This window comes from Phytohabitans rumicis, assembly GCF_011764445.1.
Taxonomy (GTDB): Bacteria; Actinomycetota; Actinomycetes; order Mycobacteriales; family Micromonosporaceae; genus Phytohabitans; species Phytohabitans rumicis.
In genome coordinates this window covers 8572855-8589359 of the sequence record NZ_BLPG01000001.1, presented here as the reverse complement: position 1 = coordinate 8589359, position 16505 = coordinate 8572855, and the positions used below count along the sequence as shown (strand labels likewise).

15 protein-coding genes and 2 pseudogenes are annotated in these 16505 nt (G+C 73.7%); 2 read left to right on the top strand and 15 right to left on the bottom strand.

What is annotated here, in order from left to right:
• Positions 1-59: 59 nt before the first annotated feature.
• The 13 genes and pseudogenes from Prum_RS38935 to Prum_RS38890 form a co-directional block, all read right to left on the bottom strand.
• Positions 60-1088: an alpha/beta hydrolase gene (locus Prum_RS38935; protein WP_173081820.1), complete on the bottom strand. Its 1029-nt coding sequence runs from the start codon at positions 1086-1088 to the stop codon at positions 60-62.
• A gap of 3 nt (positions 1089-1091) precedes the next feature.
• Positions 1092-1760: an FKBP-type peptidyl-prolyl cis-trans isomerase gene (locus Prum_RS38930; RefSeq protein WP_246278393.1), complete on the bottom strand. Its 669-nt coding sequence runs from the start codon at positions 1758-1760 to the stop codon at positions 1092-1094.
• A gap of 35 nt (positions 1761-1795) precedes the next feature.
• Positions 1796-2761, bottom strand: coding sequence for a glycosyltransferase (locus Prum_RS38925; protein ID WP_173081816.1), 966 nt, complete (start codon positions 2759-2761; stop codon positions 1796-1798).
• Positions 2761-3870, bottom strand: coding sequence for a DegT/DnrJ/EryC1/StrS family aminotransferase (locus Prum_RS38920; protein ID WP_173081814.1), 1110 nt, complete (start codon positions 3868-3870; stop codon positions 2761-2763). The genes Prum_RS38925 and Prum_RS38920 overlap by 1 nt, the downstream gene beginning before the upstream one ends.
• A complete protein-coding gene (locus Prum_RS54135) occupies positions 3854-4486 on the bottom strand; it encodes an acyltransferase (protein ID WP_173081812.1) in 633 nt (210 codons plus the stop codon). The genes Prum_RS38920 and Prum_RS54135 overlap by 17 nt, the downstream gene beginning before the upstream one ends.
• Entirely contained in the window at positions 4476-4895 is a 420-nt protein-coding gene (locus Prum_RS38910) for a hypothetical protein (RefSeq protein ID WP_173081810.1), read from the bottom strand. Before Prum_RS38910 ends, Prum_RS54135 begins: the two co-directional genes overlap by 11 nt.
• The gene (locus Prum_RS38905; RefSeq protein WP_173081808.1) at positions 4883-5497 is read right to left on the bottom strand and encodes a Gfo/Idh/MocA family protein; all 615 of its coding nucleotides are present in this window, start codon (positions 5495-5497) and stop codon (positions 4883-4885) included. Before Prum_RS38905 ends, Prum_RS38910 begins: the two co-directional genes overlap by 13 nt.
• Positions 5490-5999: an O-antigen ligase family protein gene (locus Prum_RS52695; RefSeq protein ID WP_246278392.1), complete on the bottom strand. Its 510-nt coding sequence runs from the start codon at positions 5997-5999 to the stop codon at positions 5490-5492. The genes Prum_RS38905 and Prum_RS52695 overlap by 8 nt, the downstream gene beginning before the upstream one ends.
• Positions 5903-6937 carry a hypothetical protein gene (locus Prum_RS52690; RefSeq protein WP_246278391.1) on the bottom strand — a complete coding sequence of 345 codons (1035 nt, stop codon included), beginning with the start codon at positions 6935-6937 and terminating at the stop codon, positions 5903-5905. The genes Prum_RS52695 and Prum_RS52690 overlap by 97 nt, the downstream gene beginning before the upstream one ends.
• Positions 6938-6978: 41 nt before the next feature.
• Positions 6979-7461: a hypothetical protein gene (locus Prum_RS52685; RefSeq protein ID WP_246278390.1), complete on the bottom strand. Its 483-nt coding sequence runs from the start codon at positions 7459-7461 to the stop codon at positions 6979-6981.
• 89 nt (positions 7462-7550) lie between these two features.
• Positions 7551-8399, bottom strand: a pseudogene (locus Prum_RS55425) (lipopolysaccharide biosynthesis protein); the annotation flags it as partial.
• A gap of 14 nt (positions 8400-8413) precedes the next feature.
• Positions 8414-9628, bottom strand: a complete 1215-nt coding sequence (locus Prum_RS38895; RefSeq protein WP_173081804.1) for a glycosyltransferase — start codon at positions 9626-9628, stop codon at positions 8414-8416.
• A 49-nt stretch (positions 9629-9677) separates the two neighbouring features.
• Complete coding sequence (locus tag Prum_RS38890) at positions 9678-11246, bottom strand: MFS transporter (protein ID WP_246278387.1); 1569 nt, start codon at positions 11244-11246, stop codon at positions 9678-9680.
• Positions 11247-11309: 63 nt separating this feature from the next.
• On the opposite strand from Prum_RS38890, the gene Prum_RS38885 reads away from it, so the two are divergent.
• The gene (locus Prum_RS38885) at positions 11310-11768 is read left to right on the top strand and encodes a MarR family winged helix-turn-helix transcriptional regulator (RefSeq protein WP_246278386.1); all 459 of its coding nucleotides are present in this window, start codon (positions 11310-11312) and stop codon (positions 11766-11768) included.
• A gap of 24 nt (positions 11769-11792) precedes the next feature.
• Positions 11793-12710 (top strand): 5'-3' exonuclease, encoded by a 918-nt coding sequence (locus tag Prum_RS38880; protein ID WP_173081801.1) that lies wholly within the window; start codon positions 11793-11795, stop codon positions 12708-12710.
• Between the two features lie 52 nt (positions 12711-12762).
• On the opposite strand, the gene Prum_RS38875 is transcribed toward Prum_RS38880, so the two are convergent.
• Together Prum_RS38875 and Prum_RS38870 are read right to left on the bottom strand one after the other, a co-directional pair.
• Complete coding sequence (locus tag Prum_RS38875; protein ID WP_246278385.1) at positions 12763-13584, bottom strand: MHYT domain-containing protein; 822 nt, start codon at positions 13582-13584, stop codon at positions 12763-12765.
• A gap of 163 nt (positions 13585-13747) precedes the next feature.
• Positions 13748-16488 (bottom strand): annotated as a pseudogene (locus tag Prum_RS38870) (DEAD/DEAH box helicase).
• Positions 16489-16505: the final 17 nt, after the last annotated feature.

Genomic DNA, 16505 nt, shown 5'->3' with positions numbered 1-16505 from the left:
ATGATCAAGGCGTCCCTCAAGTCACTATGACGACTTGAAGGACGCCTTGATCATGGGGTTTAGCGGGACAGGTGGTGGGATAGCCAGGAGAGGGCTACGGGGTAGCGGTAATCGATGGCGCCGTGGCCGGCGTCGAAGTGCTCGAAGTGGATCCGCTCGTCGGGGACGCCGATCCGGGCCAGGCCGGCCCGGAACGCCTCGGCCCCGAGATCCAGGAACCACTCGTCGCGGGTGCCGGCGTCGATCCAGATCGCCCGCTGGGAGCGGAGCGCGTCGGCGTACCGGTCGATCATGCGGACCGGGTCCCAGGCGAGCCAGCGCCCCCACGCGTCGGGCCGCAACTGGCCGGTGTGCGGGTCGAACGGCAGCTCGGGCACCCCGTTGTCGCCGGCCGAGAAGCAGGCGGCGCAGCCGAGCAGCATCAACAGCGAATGGTCGGCATCCTTGGTGAAGGCGGTACGCGACCGGAAGTCCTGCCACCAGCAACCGATGTCGCCGCCGTAGTCCCGCAGGTAGCGCACCGCCTTGCCGAACTCGGGCAGGTAGCAGTACTCGTACAGGGCGTCGCCGGCGTGGGTGGCGAACGCGCCGAACAGGTCCGGCCGCAGCATCGGCGTGATCATCGCGCCGAAGCCGCCCGAGGACTTGCCGGAGACGGCGCGCGAGGCCGGGTCGGCGATCGTGCGGTAGCGCGCGTCCACCCACGGCACGACCTCGTCGCACAGGTACGAGTGGTACGCGCCGGTGCCGGGCGAGTCGACGAACTGGGAGCCGCCGTACGTGGTCCAGGCGTCGACGTACACCACGATGCACGGGGGCGCTTGGCCGGAGGCGAACACCGCGTCGGCGGTCTCGATGAACGGCTGCCGGTACGCCGAGCGGTTCGCCCACATGGCGAGGTGGCCGGTGTAGCCCTGCAGGACGTACACCGCCGGGTAGCGGGTGTCCAGCGCGGCGTCGTACCCGGGCGGGGTGTAGACCCACAGCGGCCGCTGGTACGGGTCGCCGAGCGGGTTGTCCCGCAGCAGTGCGGAGTCGATGACCTCGTGGTCGATCCGGCCGGCGAGCTCACCCTGCCAGGGCAGCATCGCTTACTGGGCCGCGAGGATGTCGACGACGAAGCGCAGGGCCCCGGCCGGCTCACCGCCGGTGGGGTTCTCGCCGTACGCCAGGTCGGCCGGGATGTCGAGCTGCACGCGGCTGCCGACCTTGATCCCGACGAGCCCCTGGTCCCAGCCCGGGATGACCTCGTTGGCGCCGACCTGGAACGAGTACGCCTCGCTCCGGTTCCAGGACGCGTCGAACTCCTCGCCGGTCTTGTACGACACGCCGACGTAGTTGACGGTGATGAGCTGGCCGGCCTTGGTCGCCGCGCCGGTGCCCTTGATGATCGGGGTGACCGTGAGCTTGGTCAGCTCGCCGGTGCCGGCCTTGACGACCGGCTTCGTCTTGAGCGCGGGGTCGGCGCCGGCCGGCACGGGCGGGAAGTCGGCCGCCGGGGCGCTGGGCGCCGGCGGGCTGGGCTCCGCGGCGCTGGCGCTGGGCTCAGCGGAGGCCGTCGGGGCGGCGCCGACCGGGGCGGCGGGCTCGTCCCCGCCGCTACGGGCGACGAAGAAGACGACGGCGAGCAGCACGACCACGGCGAGGCCCGCGCCCGCGCCCGCGTACGCCTGGTTGCGCTTCTTCCGCGCGGCCGCCTCGGCTGCCGCTGCCTCGGCGGCGGCCCGCCGCTCCTGCTTGGTCGTCCGCTGCTGGATCAAGGAGTACTCCCGGGTAGGCGTGACTGGCGGACACACTACCGGCCCCGCCTGGACGGCACCGCCCGACCGGCCAGCACCCGCGTGTACACCGCCTCCAGGGCGCGTACGGCCTGCTCCTGGTCGTAGCGGGCGATCCGCTCCCGGCCGTCGGCGCGCCGGCCGTCCGCGAGCACCGCCGCGCACGCCGCCGCCAGGTCCGCCACGAGCGTGCCGGAGAACGGGACGACCGCCGACGGGGTGACGCCGTCCAGCACCTCGGCGGCGTCGCCGACGTCCACGCTCACCACGGGCAGGCCCATGGCGGCGGCCTCCTTCACCACGAGCGGGCCGCTCTCGGTGCCCTGCCGGGAGGTGACGAGGAGCAGGTCGGCGGCGGCGAACTTGGGCACCACGCCCGCGCGGGACTGACCCGGCGCGGGCAGCAGCAGGGTGCGCGCGCCCAGCCGGTCCACGACCGCCCGGAAGACGTCGTACCCCTTGACGGGGTTGTCCGGGGCGGCGCCGAAGAGCACCACGGTCTCGTCCGGGCCGAACCCGAAGCCGGCCCGTGCCGCCGCCCGCGCCGCCGGGTCAAACGGGGCGAACAGGCCGAAGTCCACGCCCGGCGGGACGATCGCCCCGTCCGGGTCGCCGGCCGCCAGGGCGAGCCGGCGGGACGGGTACACGCGGGCCGCCGGGTTGCCGTCGAAGAGCCGGGTGAGCCGCCACTGCCACGGCGTGTTGACGTCGCTGCCGTACAGGGACAGGATCCGCGGCACCCCGACGACCAACCGGGAGGCGAGCGCGGTCAGTCCATAGTGGACGTGTACGAGGTCGTAGGAGCCGCGCCGGCGTACCCGGCCCGCGGCGAGCAGGTAGTCCAGGCGGCCGCGCTCCTGCGCCACCACCTCCACGTCCACCTCGTGGCCGAGCCGGCGCAGCCCCGCCACCTGGTCGGCCACGAACACGCCGCGGAAGCTCCCCGGCGCCGGCCACAGGTTGGTGACGGCCAGGATCCGCATCAGAAGAAGGCCCGGACCGCGTCCACGACCCCGGCGAGCTGCGCGTCGCTCAGCTCCGGGTACAGCGGCAGCGACAGGCACTCGTCCGCCCACGCCTCGGTCGACGGCAGGTCGCCGCGCCGGTAGCCGAGGAAGGCGTACGCGGGCTGCAGGTGCACCGGAATCGGGTAGTGCACGCCGGCGCCGATGCCGCGCTCCTTCAAGAACGAAAGCAGCGAGTCGCGGCGGGAGGTCCGCACCAGGGCGTGGTGGAACACGCTGCGCCGGTCCGGGGTGGCCGGCGGGAACCACAGGTCGCCGACGCCCGTGAGTTCCTCCTCGTACCGGGCCATCAACGCGGCGCGCCGCCGGTTGTCCGCGTCCAGCGTGGACAGCTTCACCGACAGCACGGCCGCCTGCAGCGTGTCCATGCGGTGCGCGTACCCGATGATCTCGTGCTCGTACTTGCTGGTGCGGCCGTGGTCGCGCAGCCGGCGCACGGTCGCGGCGAACGCGTCGTCGTTGGTGGTGATCGCCCCGGCGTCGCCGAACGCGCCCAGGTTCTTGCCCGGGTAGAACGAGAAGCAGCCGGCCAGGCCGTACCCGCCGGCGCGGACGACCGTGCCGTCCGCGCGGACGACCTCCGCGCCGTGCGCCTGCGCCGCGTCCTCGATCAGGGGTACGCCGGCGTCGGCGGCCACCGCGGCGATCTGCTCCAGGTCGGCGGGGCGGCCGTGGATGTCCACCGGCAGCACCGCGCTGACCCCGTCGATGGCGCCCTTGAGCGCCACCGGGTCCATCGCGCCGGTCTCCGGGTCGATCTCGACGAACCGGGGCCGCGCGCCCAGCCAGCTCACCGGCTCGACCGTCGCGATGAACGTGTGCGCCGGCACCGCCACCACGTCGCCCGCGCCCACGCCGGCGGCGGCCAGCGCGAGGTGCAGGGCCGCCGTGCCCGATCCGACGCCGATCGCGTGCTTCGTGCCGCAGTACGCCGCGTACGCCTCCTCGAAGGCGCGCAGCTGCGGCCCCTGGATGAACGCGGTGGACTCCAGGACGTCCTGGACGGCGGCGTCGATCGCCGCCCGGTGCCGCAGGTACGCGGCCTTGACGTCAACCAGCGGAATCAAGGGAACCCCCAGGGTAGGGACGGTGGTCGAGCCCGGCCGGGCACAACAGCTCGTCGATGGTCTTCACCTGCCGGGCGGCGGCGCCGACCACGACCGCGCCGGGCTTGACGTCCTTGGTGACGACCGCGCCGGCGCCGATCAGCGCCCGCTCCCCCACCCGTACGCCGGGCAGGATGGTGACGTTGGCGCCGATCCGCGCGCCGCGTCCGATGTGGACCCCGCGGGTGCAGACGGCCACGTCGGGGCAGCGCGGGAACGGCGCGTTGGTCAGCGTCACGCGCGGCCCGAGCCAGGCGTCGTCCTCCAGGACGGAGTACTCGGGCACGAAGCAGTGCGAGTGCACGCGTACCCGGTCTCCGATGTGGACGGTGTGCTCCAGCACGGACAGCGAGCCGACCGAGACGTCGTCGCCGATGACGGTGTGCTCCCGGACGAGCACGTGGTGCCCGGTCTGGAAGCGGGTGCCGGCGCGCACCCCCGCGTAGACGACGGTGTGGCTGCGCAGGACGGCGCCGGCGCCCAGGACGGCGCCCTTCACGACGCAGAACTCCTCGACCGTGCTGCCGGCGCCGAGCCGGGCGTCGTCGGCGACGAGGGCGAGCGGGCTAACGGCCACCGTTGTCCACCTTCATCTGCGCCCCGCCGGCCCGCAGCGAGGCGTCGACGGCCTCCAGGACGGCGACGACGTCGACGCCGTTCCAGCCGTCGGTGCGCGGCCGGGTGCCGGTGTCGGCGGCGTCCAGGAAGTGCCGCAGCTCCACGCCCAGCGGCTCGGCGACCTCCAGGGTCGGGGCGTGTACGACGCCGTCGCGCAGCTTGTACTGCCACGCGCCGTACGCGTCCTCGTAGAGCTTGTCCGCGCCCTTGTCGTAGACGCGCAGCTTGGCCTCGGCGTCCATGTCGTCGTACACCAGCATCTGCTTGCTGCCGACCACCGTGGTGCGCCGCGTCTTGGACGGGTCGAGCCAGCTCACGTGCATGTGCGCGAGGACGCCGCCGGGGTACCCGACGGTCACGAACGCCACGTCCTCCACCCGGGCGTTGAGGTAGCGCGCCCCTCCGCCGCCGCCCACTCGGGCCGCTGCCCGACCAGGTAGTTGGCGATCGACACGTCGTGCGGCCCGATCGACCAGAACGCGTTGATGTCGCTCTGGATCCGCCCGAGGTTGAGCCGCTGCGAGTGCAGGTAGAGCAGGTCGCCGAACGCGTCGCCGTCCACCAGTTCCTTCATCCGGCGCACCGCCGGGACGTACTCGAAGGTGTGCCCGACCATCAGCGTCAGGCCGCGGTCGTCGGCGAGCGTGGCCAGCTCGACGGCGTCCACGGTGGACAGCGCGAGCGGCTTCTCGACCAGGACGTGCTTGCCGGCCGCCAGCAGCCGGCGGGTCAGCGGCGCGTGCGTGGCCGCCGGGGTGGCCACGACGGCGGCGCCCACGGCCGGGTCGTCGAGCACCTCGGCGAGGTCCGCGGTGACCCGCACGTCCGGGTACAGGCCGGCGGCCTTCGCCCCGCGCTCCTCGGACAGCTCCACCAGGTACCGCCACCGGTCGCCGGCGTGGGACTGCAGGTTGCGCGCGAGGTTGGGTCCCCAGTACCCGAACCCGATCAGCGCGACGGCGTCACTCACGTGCGGTCTCCTCTGCAGAGCGCGCCAGCCAGACCCAGGCCAGGCCGAGCACGGTGAACAGTTGCGCGGGGAAGAGCGGGTCCTCCAGCGACGGCGCCAGGAAGGCCACCAGCACGCTGAACGTGAGCGCGGCGACCGCCCACAGCCACACCGCGCGCGGCCGGCGCCAGGCCGCCCGCACGACGGGTGCGATGAGCAGGAAGAGCCAGACGAGGTACGCCAGCACGCCGAGCGCCCCGGTCTCCACGAGCAGGTGCAGCCAGAACGAGTCGACCTGCTTCTCGTTCGAGCCGTACAGCCGGAAGCCGTCCGGGCCGAAGCGCGGGTCCTGGTACCAGCGCGGGTCGTTCTGGTACGCGACGATGCCGCCGAACTGGCCCACGCCGTACCCGAGCAGCGGCCGCTTCAGCCACAGCTCGCCGCCCTGCTGGGCGTACAGGACGCGGACCTCGCGCTCGGGGATCTTCTCCGCGTCGTCGGCGCAGTCCGCGCGGGTCTCCACGCAGGTGTTGTCGCCCTCGGCGCCGCTGGGCAGGTGCAGCGCGCTGAACACCCCGGCGAGCCGGCGGGACAGCTCGGTCCGGTTCTCCGGGCTGATGGCGAGTTGGGCGCCGGCGAAGCCGAGCACCAGGGCAACGGCCAGGGCTGCGGAGCGCCACCGCCCCGGCGCAGCACGCAGATCACCGCGACGCCGGCCACGAAGCCGATGGTGGACTCGCGCGACTGGGTCGCCGACAGCGCCAGCGCCAGCCCGGTGAACGCCGCCCACGTTGTGCGCGAGCTGAGCGGACGGGTGACCATCCACGCGAGCAGGCCCAGCATCGCCATCGCCAGCAGGTGACCGAGGTGGTTGGGGTGATCCAGCAGCGCGTGCGCCCGGTTGATCCCGGCCCACGTCATGTTGATCCAGCCCAGCCCTTCGTACGCCGGCTGACCGACGACCGTCTGCACGATCGCGAGTAGGGCGTTGAGGCCGACGATCCCGGCCACGACGGCGAGCACCCGGCGCACCTGCCGGCCGCTCGGGTCGGCGGCCCGCCAGGCGTAGAAGACGATGGCGCCGCGCAGGTAGACGTACGCCGCCTCGGCGGTCAGCCGCGCCGGCGAGTCGCCGAGCAACCCGGACAGCACGAGCACCGCGCCGAGCACGACGAGGGCGATGTCGGCCGGGGTACGGAACTCGCGCCAGCGCCGCTCCATGGCCACCTTGACCACGGTGACCGCGAGTACGGCCAGGTACAGCGCGTTCTTGACGGTCTTGGGCCACTCCGGGGCGTCGGCGACCAGGTTGCCGCGGGCGTCCTGCACCGGCGTGGCCAGCAGCACCTGCACCCACGCCTCGAAGAGCACCCAGACCAGCAGCGTGCCGAGCAGCGCGACCAGGATGGTCGGCGCCCAGCGGACCGCGGCCGGGGCGACCCGTTGTTGTACCGAAACCATTCCCGTCCTCTGCTGTGCGGCGTCTGGCCAGACCCGGGCCATCACACCCTCCGCCGCCAACGCGACGGTGAACTCCCGGCGTCCCGGGGCTGTCCGACCGCCGAATCGTCACGGAGCGCGCGCATGTGCCCGGATAGCACCGCGACGCCGATGACCAGGGCGGACGCCGCCAGGGCGAGGCGCACGGAGACGTCGGCCACACCGTCCGTGACGGCCGCGACCGCGTACGCGCCGCCGACCACGGCCGCCGCGAGGCGCGCCGGAGCGGCCCACGGCATCGCGTGCTGCCGCCACGCGGTGACCACCGGCCCGCCCGCGGTGACCGCGGTCCCGCACAGGTAGCCCAGGCCGACGCCGGTCGCGCCGAGCGGGCCGCCGAGCGCCGCCACCACGGCCAGGCCGGTGAGCAGGCCGGCCACGGCCGAGCCGACCGGCACCCGCACGTGCGCGCCGCTGGACAGGGCGTTGACCGAGGGCACGGCCACCACGGCCAGGTAGGTCGCGGCCAGGATGAGCCGCAGCACCGGGGCGCCGTCCGCGTACCGGGGCCGCCGAACAGCGTCATCACCTCCGGCGCGAGCAGCAGCGCCGCCGCGAACGCCGGGGCCGGCAGCACCAGCAGCGCCCGGGTGGACAGGTCGGCCTGCCGGCGTACGCCGTCGACGTCGCCGGCCCCGTGCGCCCGCGCCATCGCCGGGAACAGCACGATCCCCAGCGCCCGGGGCAGGAAGTACGCCGGCGCGATCAGCGTCACCGCGGCGGCGAAGTAGGCCACCTCCCGCGGCGCGGCGAAGTGGTTGGCCAGCAACTGGGTGCCCTGCAGGAAGCCCTGCGAGCACAGCGTGCCCACGCAGGCCAGGGCGACGAACCCGGCGATCTCCCGCGTCCTCACGACGGGCCCGCGCCCACCCCGGGTCAGGGGGCGCAGGCGCCACCAGGCGCCCGCGGTGAAGAGCGCGTAGCCGGTGGCCAGCGGCAGCAGGTACAGCGACCAGCCGGCGGCCACCACGGCCGCCGTCGCGCCCAGCGACGCCGCCGAGCAGGCCAGCTCCAGCTTCGTGTACGCGGGAACGAGCCCGAAGCCGTACAAAACGGATTTCTGGCCGGAGTACGCGGAGAAGGCGCAGCACAGCGCGGCGACCTGGAACGCGTCGACCGCCCGCAGGTCGAAAGCCACCGCGGCAGCCACCGCCGCGCCGAGGCTGATCGGGACCGCGCCGGCCCAGCCCGCCCGGGTCAGCAGCCGGTGCACGCCCCGGGCCGCCTCCGGGTTTCCGGCGCCCAGCTCGTACGGGATGAACTTGGCCGCCGCGCTGGCCACCCCGGCCGGGAGCAGCAGGCTGCCGATGGTGGTGACCGCGATCAGCGAGCCGACCAGGCCGTACGTCTCGGGGTCGGTGGCACGGCTGACGATCACGCCGTGCAGCAGCCGGGTCAGGCCGAGGGCGACCAGGCCCGCCATGGTCAGCAGCAGGGTCACTTCGCGGTGAGCCGGTCGATCACCGAGAAGTAGTGCCGCTTCTGCTCGCTCCACCGCAGCCCGGCCATGACCTCGCTGGCCCGCCGCGCCTGGGCGAGCGCCCGCCGCGGGTCGAGGGCCAGCTCGCGCATGGCCTCGTACAGGGTTTCCTTGCCGGCCGGGTCGACGTAGCGGACCGCGTCGTCCGGGAAGTACCGCGCGATGACCGGGTTGCGGAACGTGATGACCGGGATGCCCAGGCTGGCGTACTCCAGCAGCTTGGTGGGCAGCACCCCGTCGGTCCACGGGTCGATCTGGCTGGGCACCAGTCCGATGTGGACCCGGTCCAGCTCGGCCACGATCTCGGGCAGCGGGTAGAGCCGGGTGGGCAGGTCCACCGCGTCCGCCACGCCCAGCGCCCGGGCCCGCTCGCCCAGCTCGTCCAGCCCGTCGCCGCTGCCGCGTACCTGCAGCCGCGCGCCCGGTACGGTCCGGCGCAGCTCGGCGAGGGCCTCGGTGGCTGCGACGAGGCCGTGCCGGGGCGCGATCAGCCCGTGGTAGCTGAACACCACCTCGCCGGCCGGGTCCCAGCCGCGCGGCTCCGGCCGGGGCGTGAAGAGCCGCTCGTCGGGGCAGTTCATCACCACCGACACCGGCCGGCGGGTCATCGTGCGGATCAGGTCGGCGTACGGCTCGTGCACGGTCAGCACCTCGGTCGCGAACCGCAGCGCGGCCCGTTCCGAGGCGGACACCGCGGCGAGCACCCGGCGCCGGTCGACGAACTTGGACGCGAACAGCTTCGAGGTCAGGTCGTGCACGTCGAGCAGCAGCGGTACGCCGAACAGCCGCGGCACGGAACCGGCGAACACCAGCGCCTCGGGCATCGAGTGCGCCTGCACCACGTCGAAGGCGCGCGGCCGGCGGGCCAGCCAGCCGGCGGCGCGGGCGCCGAACCCGCCGTACAGGGACAGGTACGCCTTCGCGGAGCTGCCCCGGTACTTGCGGGTGGGCAGGTGCACGACGCGTACGCCGTCGACGACGTCCTGCGCCGGCCGGCCGGGCGCGTCCAGCGCGGCGACGGTCACCTCGTCGCCCCGCGCGACGAGCGCCTCGGCCTGCCGGCGCACCCGCGGGTCCGACTCGTACTCGCTTACCACGATCATGCCGACCCGCAACGGGCGGCCACGATCGCGCCGCGGCGGGCTGGCGTTTTGGGTCGCCGACAAGGTCACGGGCCGAGGATAGGTGCGCGAAAGGCACCCGTCCCGGCCCGCGAAGCACTTACGCCGAGCTTTCGCCTGCCGTACTCCCGGCGTAAACCTGCACGTCACCGGCCGGCTCCGGCATAGTCCGGCGTCGATTGCGGAAGGCCAGGATCAGTGCCACCGCGCCGGCGAACGCCACCAGCCCGGCCCATCCGGCGGTCACGTGCATGGCGTGCACGAACGCCCGGTTCGCGGCGTCGACCAGGTCGGGGCGGCCCAGGACGGTGGCGACGTGACGGGTCGCCTCCGCCGAGGGTCGGGCGCCCTCGCGTACCCCCTCGGGAAGCCCGGCCAGCGCGGGCCCGATGCCATGCCGATAGCTGGTGGTGAGGATCGTGCCGAGGACGGCGATGCCCAGGACGCTGCCGACCTGCCGGATGGTGTTGCTGACCGCGGACCCGGCGCCCATCCGATCCATCGGCAGCGCGGCGACGACCGCGGCGGTGGTCGGCGCGACGACGGCGCCGATGCCGAAGCCGCTGAGCGCGCCCACGACGCACCACCAGAGCAGCGGGGTGTCCACGGCGAACGCCAGGTTGGCCGCGAACGCCAGCGCGACCAGGACCAGGCCCGGACCGGCGACGGCGGCGACGCCGAAGCGCCCGGCCAGCCGGCTGCCGAGCGGCGCGCCGGCGATGACGCCGAGCGCGCCCGGCAGCGCGACCAGGCCGGCGTCCCAGGCGGACATGCCCCGCGCGCCCTGCAGGTAGAAGGCGCCGAAGAACATCTGCCCGGTGACGGCGAAGAACATCGCGCCGAGGGCCAGGTTGCCGGCCGCGAACCGGCGGTTGCGGAACAGCCGCGGGTCGAAGCTGGGCTCGGCGGCGCGCAGTTCGGCGGCGACGAACCCGGCGAGCAGGGCCAGGCCGGCCGCGATCGAGCCGCAGACCTGCCACCGGCCCCAGTCGGCGCGCTGCCCGCCCTCGATCAGGCCGTACGCCAGCAGCCCCAGGCCGGCGGTGGACAGCACCAGGCCGAGCGGGTCCGGCCGGCGCCGCTGCGGGCTGCGCGGGTTGGGCACGTACACCGCGATCCCGAGCAGGCTCAGCCCCACCAGGGGCACGTTGACGAGGAAGACCGAGCCCCACCAGAAGTGGTCGATGAGCAGGCCGCCGAGCAGCGGGCCGCCGGCGACGCCGACGCCGCTGGAGGCGGCCCAGGCGGCGATCGCCCCGGGCCGGCGCTCCGGCGGGAACGTGAAGCTGATGATCGCCATCGACGCCGGCATGATCATGGCGCCGCCGGCGCCCATCAGGCCGCGGGCCACGATCAGCTCGGTGGGGCCGGACGCCCACGCGGCCCAGAGCGACGCCACGCCGAACATGACGACCCCGGCCACCAGGATCCGGCGGTGCCCGTACCGGTCGCCGAGCGCGCCGGCGACGAAGAGCGCGGTGGCGAACAGCAGCGAGTACGCCCCGACGGCCCACTGGAGCTGCCCGGGGCTCGCGCCGAGTCCGGCGGACGGGTCGGCGAGGCGTTCGAGGGCGACGCCCAGGATGGTGGCGTCCAGCCAGATGAGTACGGCGGAGAAGACGAGGATCGAGAGGATCCGGTTATCCTTTGACAGGTCCCTGACGGTCACGGCCCCGAGCCTGCTAGATCGTCAGGAACCTGTCAATAGTCTTTCGCATGCAGAATGGACGCCGTGACCGCTGAGCCCCGTACCGAGGAGTGCCTGAGCTTCCTGGTCCGCCACGCGTGGCTGAGCATGCGCGGCGTGGTCGCCGAGGCCCTCGCCGGCCACGGGCTCTCCGCGGCGCAGTACGGCTCGCTGCTGCTGCTCCAGCAGGAGCCGGGCATGACGGTCGCGGATGTCGGCCGGAAGGTGTCCAGCACCCGGCAGTCCGCCAACGAGATGCTCGCCGGGCTGGAGCGCGCCGGGCTCCTCGAACGCCGGGCGCACCCCCGGGACCGGCGCGCCCAGCAGGTTTTCCTGACCGAGGCGGGGCGGGCCCGGCTGCGCGAGGCCATCCCCGACGTCCAGGCCGTCGAGGGCGAGTTGGAGGCCGGCTTCACCGCCGCCGAGCGGGACGTCGTACGCCGCTGGCTGCTGCGGATGACGACAGCGGGTGCCCCGAGCGAGGAGGAGATCCCGACCAGCTGAGGGATCTGTGACAGGCTGTCCGGCATGACCCTGCTCCTGGTGGACGCGCCGAGCCTCTACTTCCGGGCGTACTTCGGCATCCCGGAGTCGGCGGCGCGGGCGCCCGACGGCACCCCGGTCAACGCCGTACGCGGGTTCCTGGACTTCCTGAGCACGCTGATCAAGATGCGCGATCCGGACCGCATGGTGTGCGCGCTCGACGCGGACTGGCGGCCGGCGTGGCGGGTGGCGCTGCTGCCGTCGTACAAGGCGCACCGGCTGGCCGACGGCGGGCCGCCCGGGGCGGAGATCGTGCCGGACACGCTGGTGCCGCAGATCCCGCTGATCCTCGACGTGCTGGCCGCGATCGGCATCCCGGCCGTCGACGCCCCCGGGTACGAGGCCGACGACGTGCTCGGCACGCTGGCCACCACCCAGCCCGGCCCGGTCGAGGTGGCCTCCGGCGACCGCGACCTCTTCCAACTCGTCGACGACGCCAAGCCGGTCCGGCTGCTCTACTGTGGACGCGGCGTGGCCAAGCTGGAGGACTGCGACGACGCCGCCGTGCGCGCCAAGTACGGCGTACCCGCCGCGGCGTACGCGGACTTCGCGGCCCTGCGCGGCGACCCGAGCGACGGGCTGCCCGGCGTGCCCGGCGTCGGCGAGAAGACCGCGGCCCGGCTGGTCACCCGGTACGGCGACCTAGCCGGCATCCTGGCCGCCCTGGACGACCCGAAGGCCGGCTTCGCCGCGGGGCTGCGCGCCAAGCTGGACGCCGCCCGCGACTACCTCGCGGTGGCCCCCAAGGTCGTGGAGGTCGCCCGCGACATCGACCTCCCGCCGCTGGAGCCGGCGCTCCCCCGCTCCCCGCAGGACCCCGACCGGTTGTTGGCGCTGGCCGAGAAGTGGGCCCTCGCGGGCCCCGCTCGCCGCTTGGTCGACGCCTTGGCATCGCGCGGCTGACCCCGGCCCCGGCCGGGCCCCAAAGAGGATCAGCGGAGCGAGGTTCAGCGCGTCAACGGCGGCGGGTCGAGGAGGGGAAGTTGGTGCGGCGGGCCGCCAGACCGTGCGGGGACGGCTCGGGCGGGGGCGGCGGGGCGTTCTCGCGATGGGCCATCCGCGCGTCGATGTAGGCGGCGCCGGCGCGGTCGTCGTCGTTCGGGGCGGCCAGCACGGCGTAGATCAGCGCGATCGCCACCAGGATCACCGCGAGGATGATCGGCACCAGCAGGTTGGACGCCGTCGCGCCGGACGGGTCCGGATCACCCGGGGTCACGTGCTCGTGCGCCGACATCGAGGACATGCCGGTGAAGTGCATGCCGTTGACGGCCACGCCCATGACCAGCGCCGAGGCGACGATCGCGACCGCGCCCTTGACGTTGACCACCAGCCACAGCGCCACGGTCGCCGCCACGACGGCGATCGCCAGCGACAGCCCCACCCGGGTCGGGTCGTAGTCGATCTGCGCGTCCACCCGCATGGCCGCCATGCCGGTGTAGTGCATCGCACCCACGCCCAGCCCGGCGAAGAGTCCACCCAGGAGGATCTTCACGAACGACGGCCGGCCCAGCGCCGCGATGAACAGTCCGACGCCGACCACGACGACCGCGAGCAGCGCGCTGGCCGCGGTCAGCGCCACGTCGTACCGGATCTGGCGGCCCTGCACGGAGAAGCCGAGCATGGCCATGAAGTGCATGCTCCAGATGGCCGTGCCACCGATGGCCCACGCCGCCAGCATGAGCCACCAGGCGCGCTGCGCCGAGTTGAGCGCCTCCCGCGCCCGTACGGCGCAGGTCAGCCCGAGCAGCGACCCGAGCACCGAGAGCGCGTAGCTCAAGATCGGTGTGATCGGACCGTATACAAAGTGATGAATCTCCACAGTGGTCCCCAAGACCCGCAACGCACCGCAACACGGAAGCGATTCGCGTTTGCGATCATTTAGGGACGCCCGGCGTTCCGCAATTGGACCTTCGGTCAAACGTCAGACCGTAATCCGAAGATCACCCTACGGCGTTGTATGCGAGCACTCCGCGATTGACGGCCCCCATCGCCGCCCGGGCGGCCTCCCGCAGCCGGGGCGTCGCCGAGGCCGCCTCCGCCACCTGCCCGAGCAGGTCGACGACCTGCCGCGCCCAGCGCACGAAGTCGCCGGCCGGCATCTCGCCCTCCAGGTTGTGCCCGCTGGCCAGCACCTTCGCCAGGTCCTCGCCACGGGCCCACCGCAGGATCGGCCACACGAACCCCAGGTCGGGCTCGCGGGTCAGGTCGAGCCCGCGGGCCGCCTCGTCGACCTCCAGCTCGGCCCACAGCTTCTGGGTGGCGTCGACCGCGTCGGAGAGCGCCCCGCGCGGCACCGAGGCCCGCTCGTCGCCGTCCCGGCGCGCCTCGTACAGCACCACGGACACGGCCGCGGCCAGCTCCGCCGGGGCCAGGCCGTCCCAGACGCCGCGGCGCAGGCACTCGGCCACCAGCAGGTCCGCCTCGGTCCAGATCCGGGCCAGCATCCGGCCGGCGTCGGTCACCTCGCCCGCGGCCGTCAGGTAGCCGCGGCTGGCGAGCAGGTCACACACGTTGTCGAACGTGCGGGCCAGCGACCCGGTCCGCCCGGCCACCTTCTCCCGCAGCTGCTCGGTGTCGCGCTGCAGCCGGTGCCGGCGCTCCGCCCAGCGGGCGTGCTCCTCCCGTTCCTCGCAGGCGTGGCACGGGTGCTGCCGCAGCTGGATGCGCAGCAGGGCCAGCTCGTGGTCCTCGCCGTTGCCTCGCGAACGGTTGCGCCGGCCGGCGTGCCGGTCCAACCCGGTGGCGGTCACCTCCGCGGCCAGGTCGCGGCGCGCCGCGGGCGAGCGCGGATTGAAATTCTTGGGTACGCGGACGCGGGCCAGCACCTCGGCCGGCCCGCTGAAGTCGGCCGACGTGACCCGCCCGGCCCAGCGGTCCTGGGTCAGCACCAGCGGCTTCGGCTCGCCGAACCCGGCGTTGCCCGGATCGAGCACCACCGCGAGCCCCGCCCGGCGGCCGGACGGCACCCGGATCACGTCGCCGACCCGCAGCCGTTCCAGGGCCCGGACCGCCTCGGCGCGGCGCTGGCTGCTGCCCTGCCGGGCCAGCGCGCGCTCACGGTCGGCGATGGCCACCCGCAGCGCGAAGTACTCGTCGAAGTCGCCGTGGTGGCAGCGCACCTCGTTGCCGTACGCCTCGACGGTCTCGACGTTGCGCTGCACCTGCCGGGCCAGGCCGACCACCGACCGGTCCGCCTGGAACTGCGCGAACGAGGACTCCAGCAACTCCCGGGCGCGGTCGGTGCCGACGGTGCCGACCAGGTTGGCGGCCATGTTGTACGACGGCCGGAAGCTGGACCGCAGCGGGTACGTGCGGGTCGAGGCGAGCCCGGCCACGTGCCGCGGGTCGACCTCGGGCGCCCACACCACGACGGCGTGCCCCTCCACGTCGATGCCGCGCCGCCCGGCCCGCCCGGTGAGCTGGGTGTACTCCCCGGCGTCAGGTCCACGTGCGCCTCGCCGTTGAACTTGACGAGCCGTTCGAGCACCACGCACCGGGCCGGCATGTTGATGCCGAGGGCCAGCGTCTCGGTGGCGAACACGGCCTTGACCAGCCCCCGGACGAACAGCTCCTCCACGACCTCCTTGAACGCCGGCAGCAGGCCCGCGTGGTGGGCGGCCAGCCCGCGCTCCAGCCCGTCGAGCCACTCCCAGTAGCCCAGCACGGACAGGTCTTCACCGGGGATGGCCATCATCCGGGTCTCCACCACCCGGCGGATCTCGGCGCGCTCCTCCGGCGTGGTCAGCCGCAGCCCGGCGTGCAGGCACTGCTGCACCGCCGCGTCGCAGCCGGCCCGGCTGAAGATGAACAGGATCGCCGGCAGCAGCCCCTCACGGTCCAGGCGCTCGACGATGTCGGCGCGCAGCGGCGGCCGCCACCGCCGGCCGCCGCGCCCGCGCGGCGGGTAACCGTCGGTCAGCTCCAGCCGGCGCAGCGTCTCCCGGCTGTAGCGCAGCAGCTCCGGGTGTACGTCGTGCTTGCGGGCTGCGTCGGCGTCGTGGAACAGGTCGAACATCCGGCGCCCGACCAGCATGTGCTGCCACAGCGGCACCGGACGGTGCTCGCTGACCACCACGGCGGTCTCGCCGCGCACGGTTACCAGCCAGTCCGCGAACTCCTCCGCGTTGGACACGGTGGCCGACAGGGAGACCAGCGTCACCGACGCCGGCAGGTGGATGATGACCTCTTCCCAGACCGCGCCGCGGAACCGGTCGGCCAGGTAGTGCACCTCGTCCATCACCACGTACGCCAGACCGTCCAGGGTGGACGAGCCGGCGTACAGCATGTTGCGCAGCACCTCGGTGGTCATCACCACCACGGGCGCGTCGCCGTTGATGGCGTTGTCGCCGGTGAGCAGCCCGACCGCGTCGGGGCCGTAGCGCTGCACCAGGTCGTGGTACTTCTGGTTGGACAGCGCCTTGATCGGCGTGGTGTAGAAGACCTTTCGCTTGACGCCCTCCGCGCGCAACGTCAGGTGGACGGCGAACTCGCCCACCACGGTCTTGCCCGCTCCGGTGGGCGCGCAGACGAGGACTCCGCTGCCCCGTTCCAGGGCCTCGCACGCCTCGCGCTGGAAGTCGTCGAGATCGAACCCGAGATCGAGGGCGAAGTCTTCGAGCGCCGGAAAGGACTGCTCGGCCCGGCGGCGCGCCGCGACGAACCGCTCGGCGGGGCTGCTCATAGGCCAAATCTATCGTG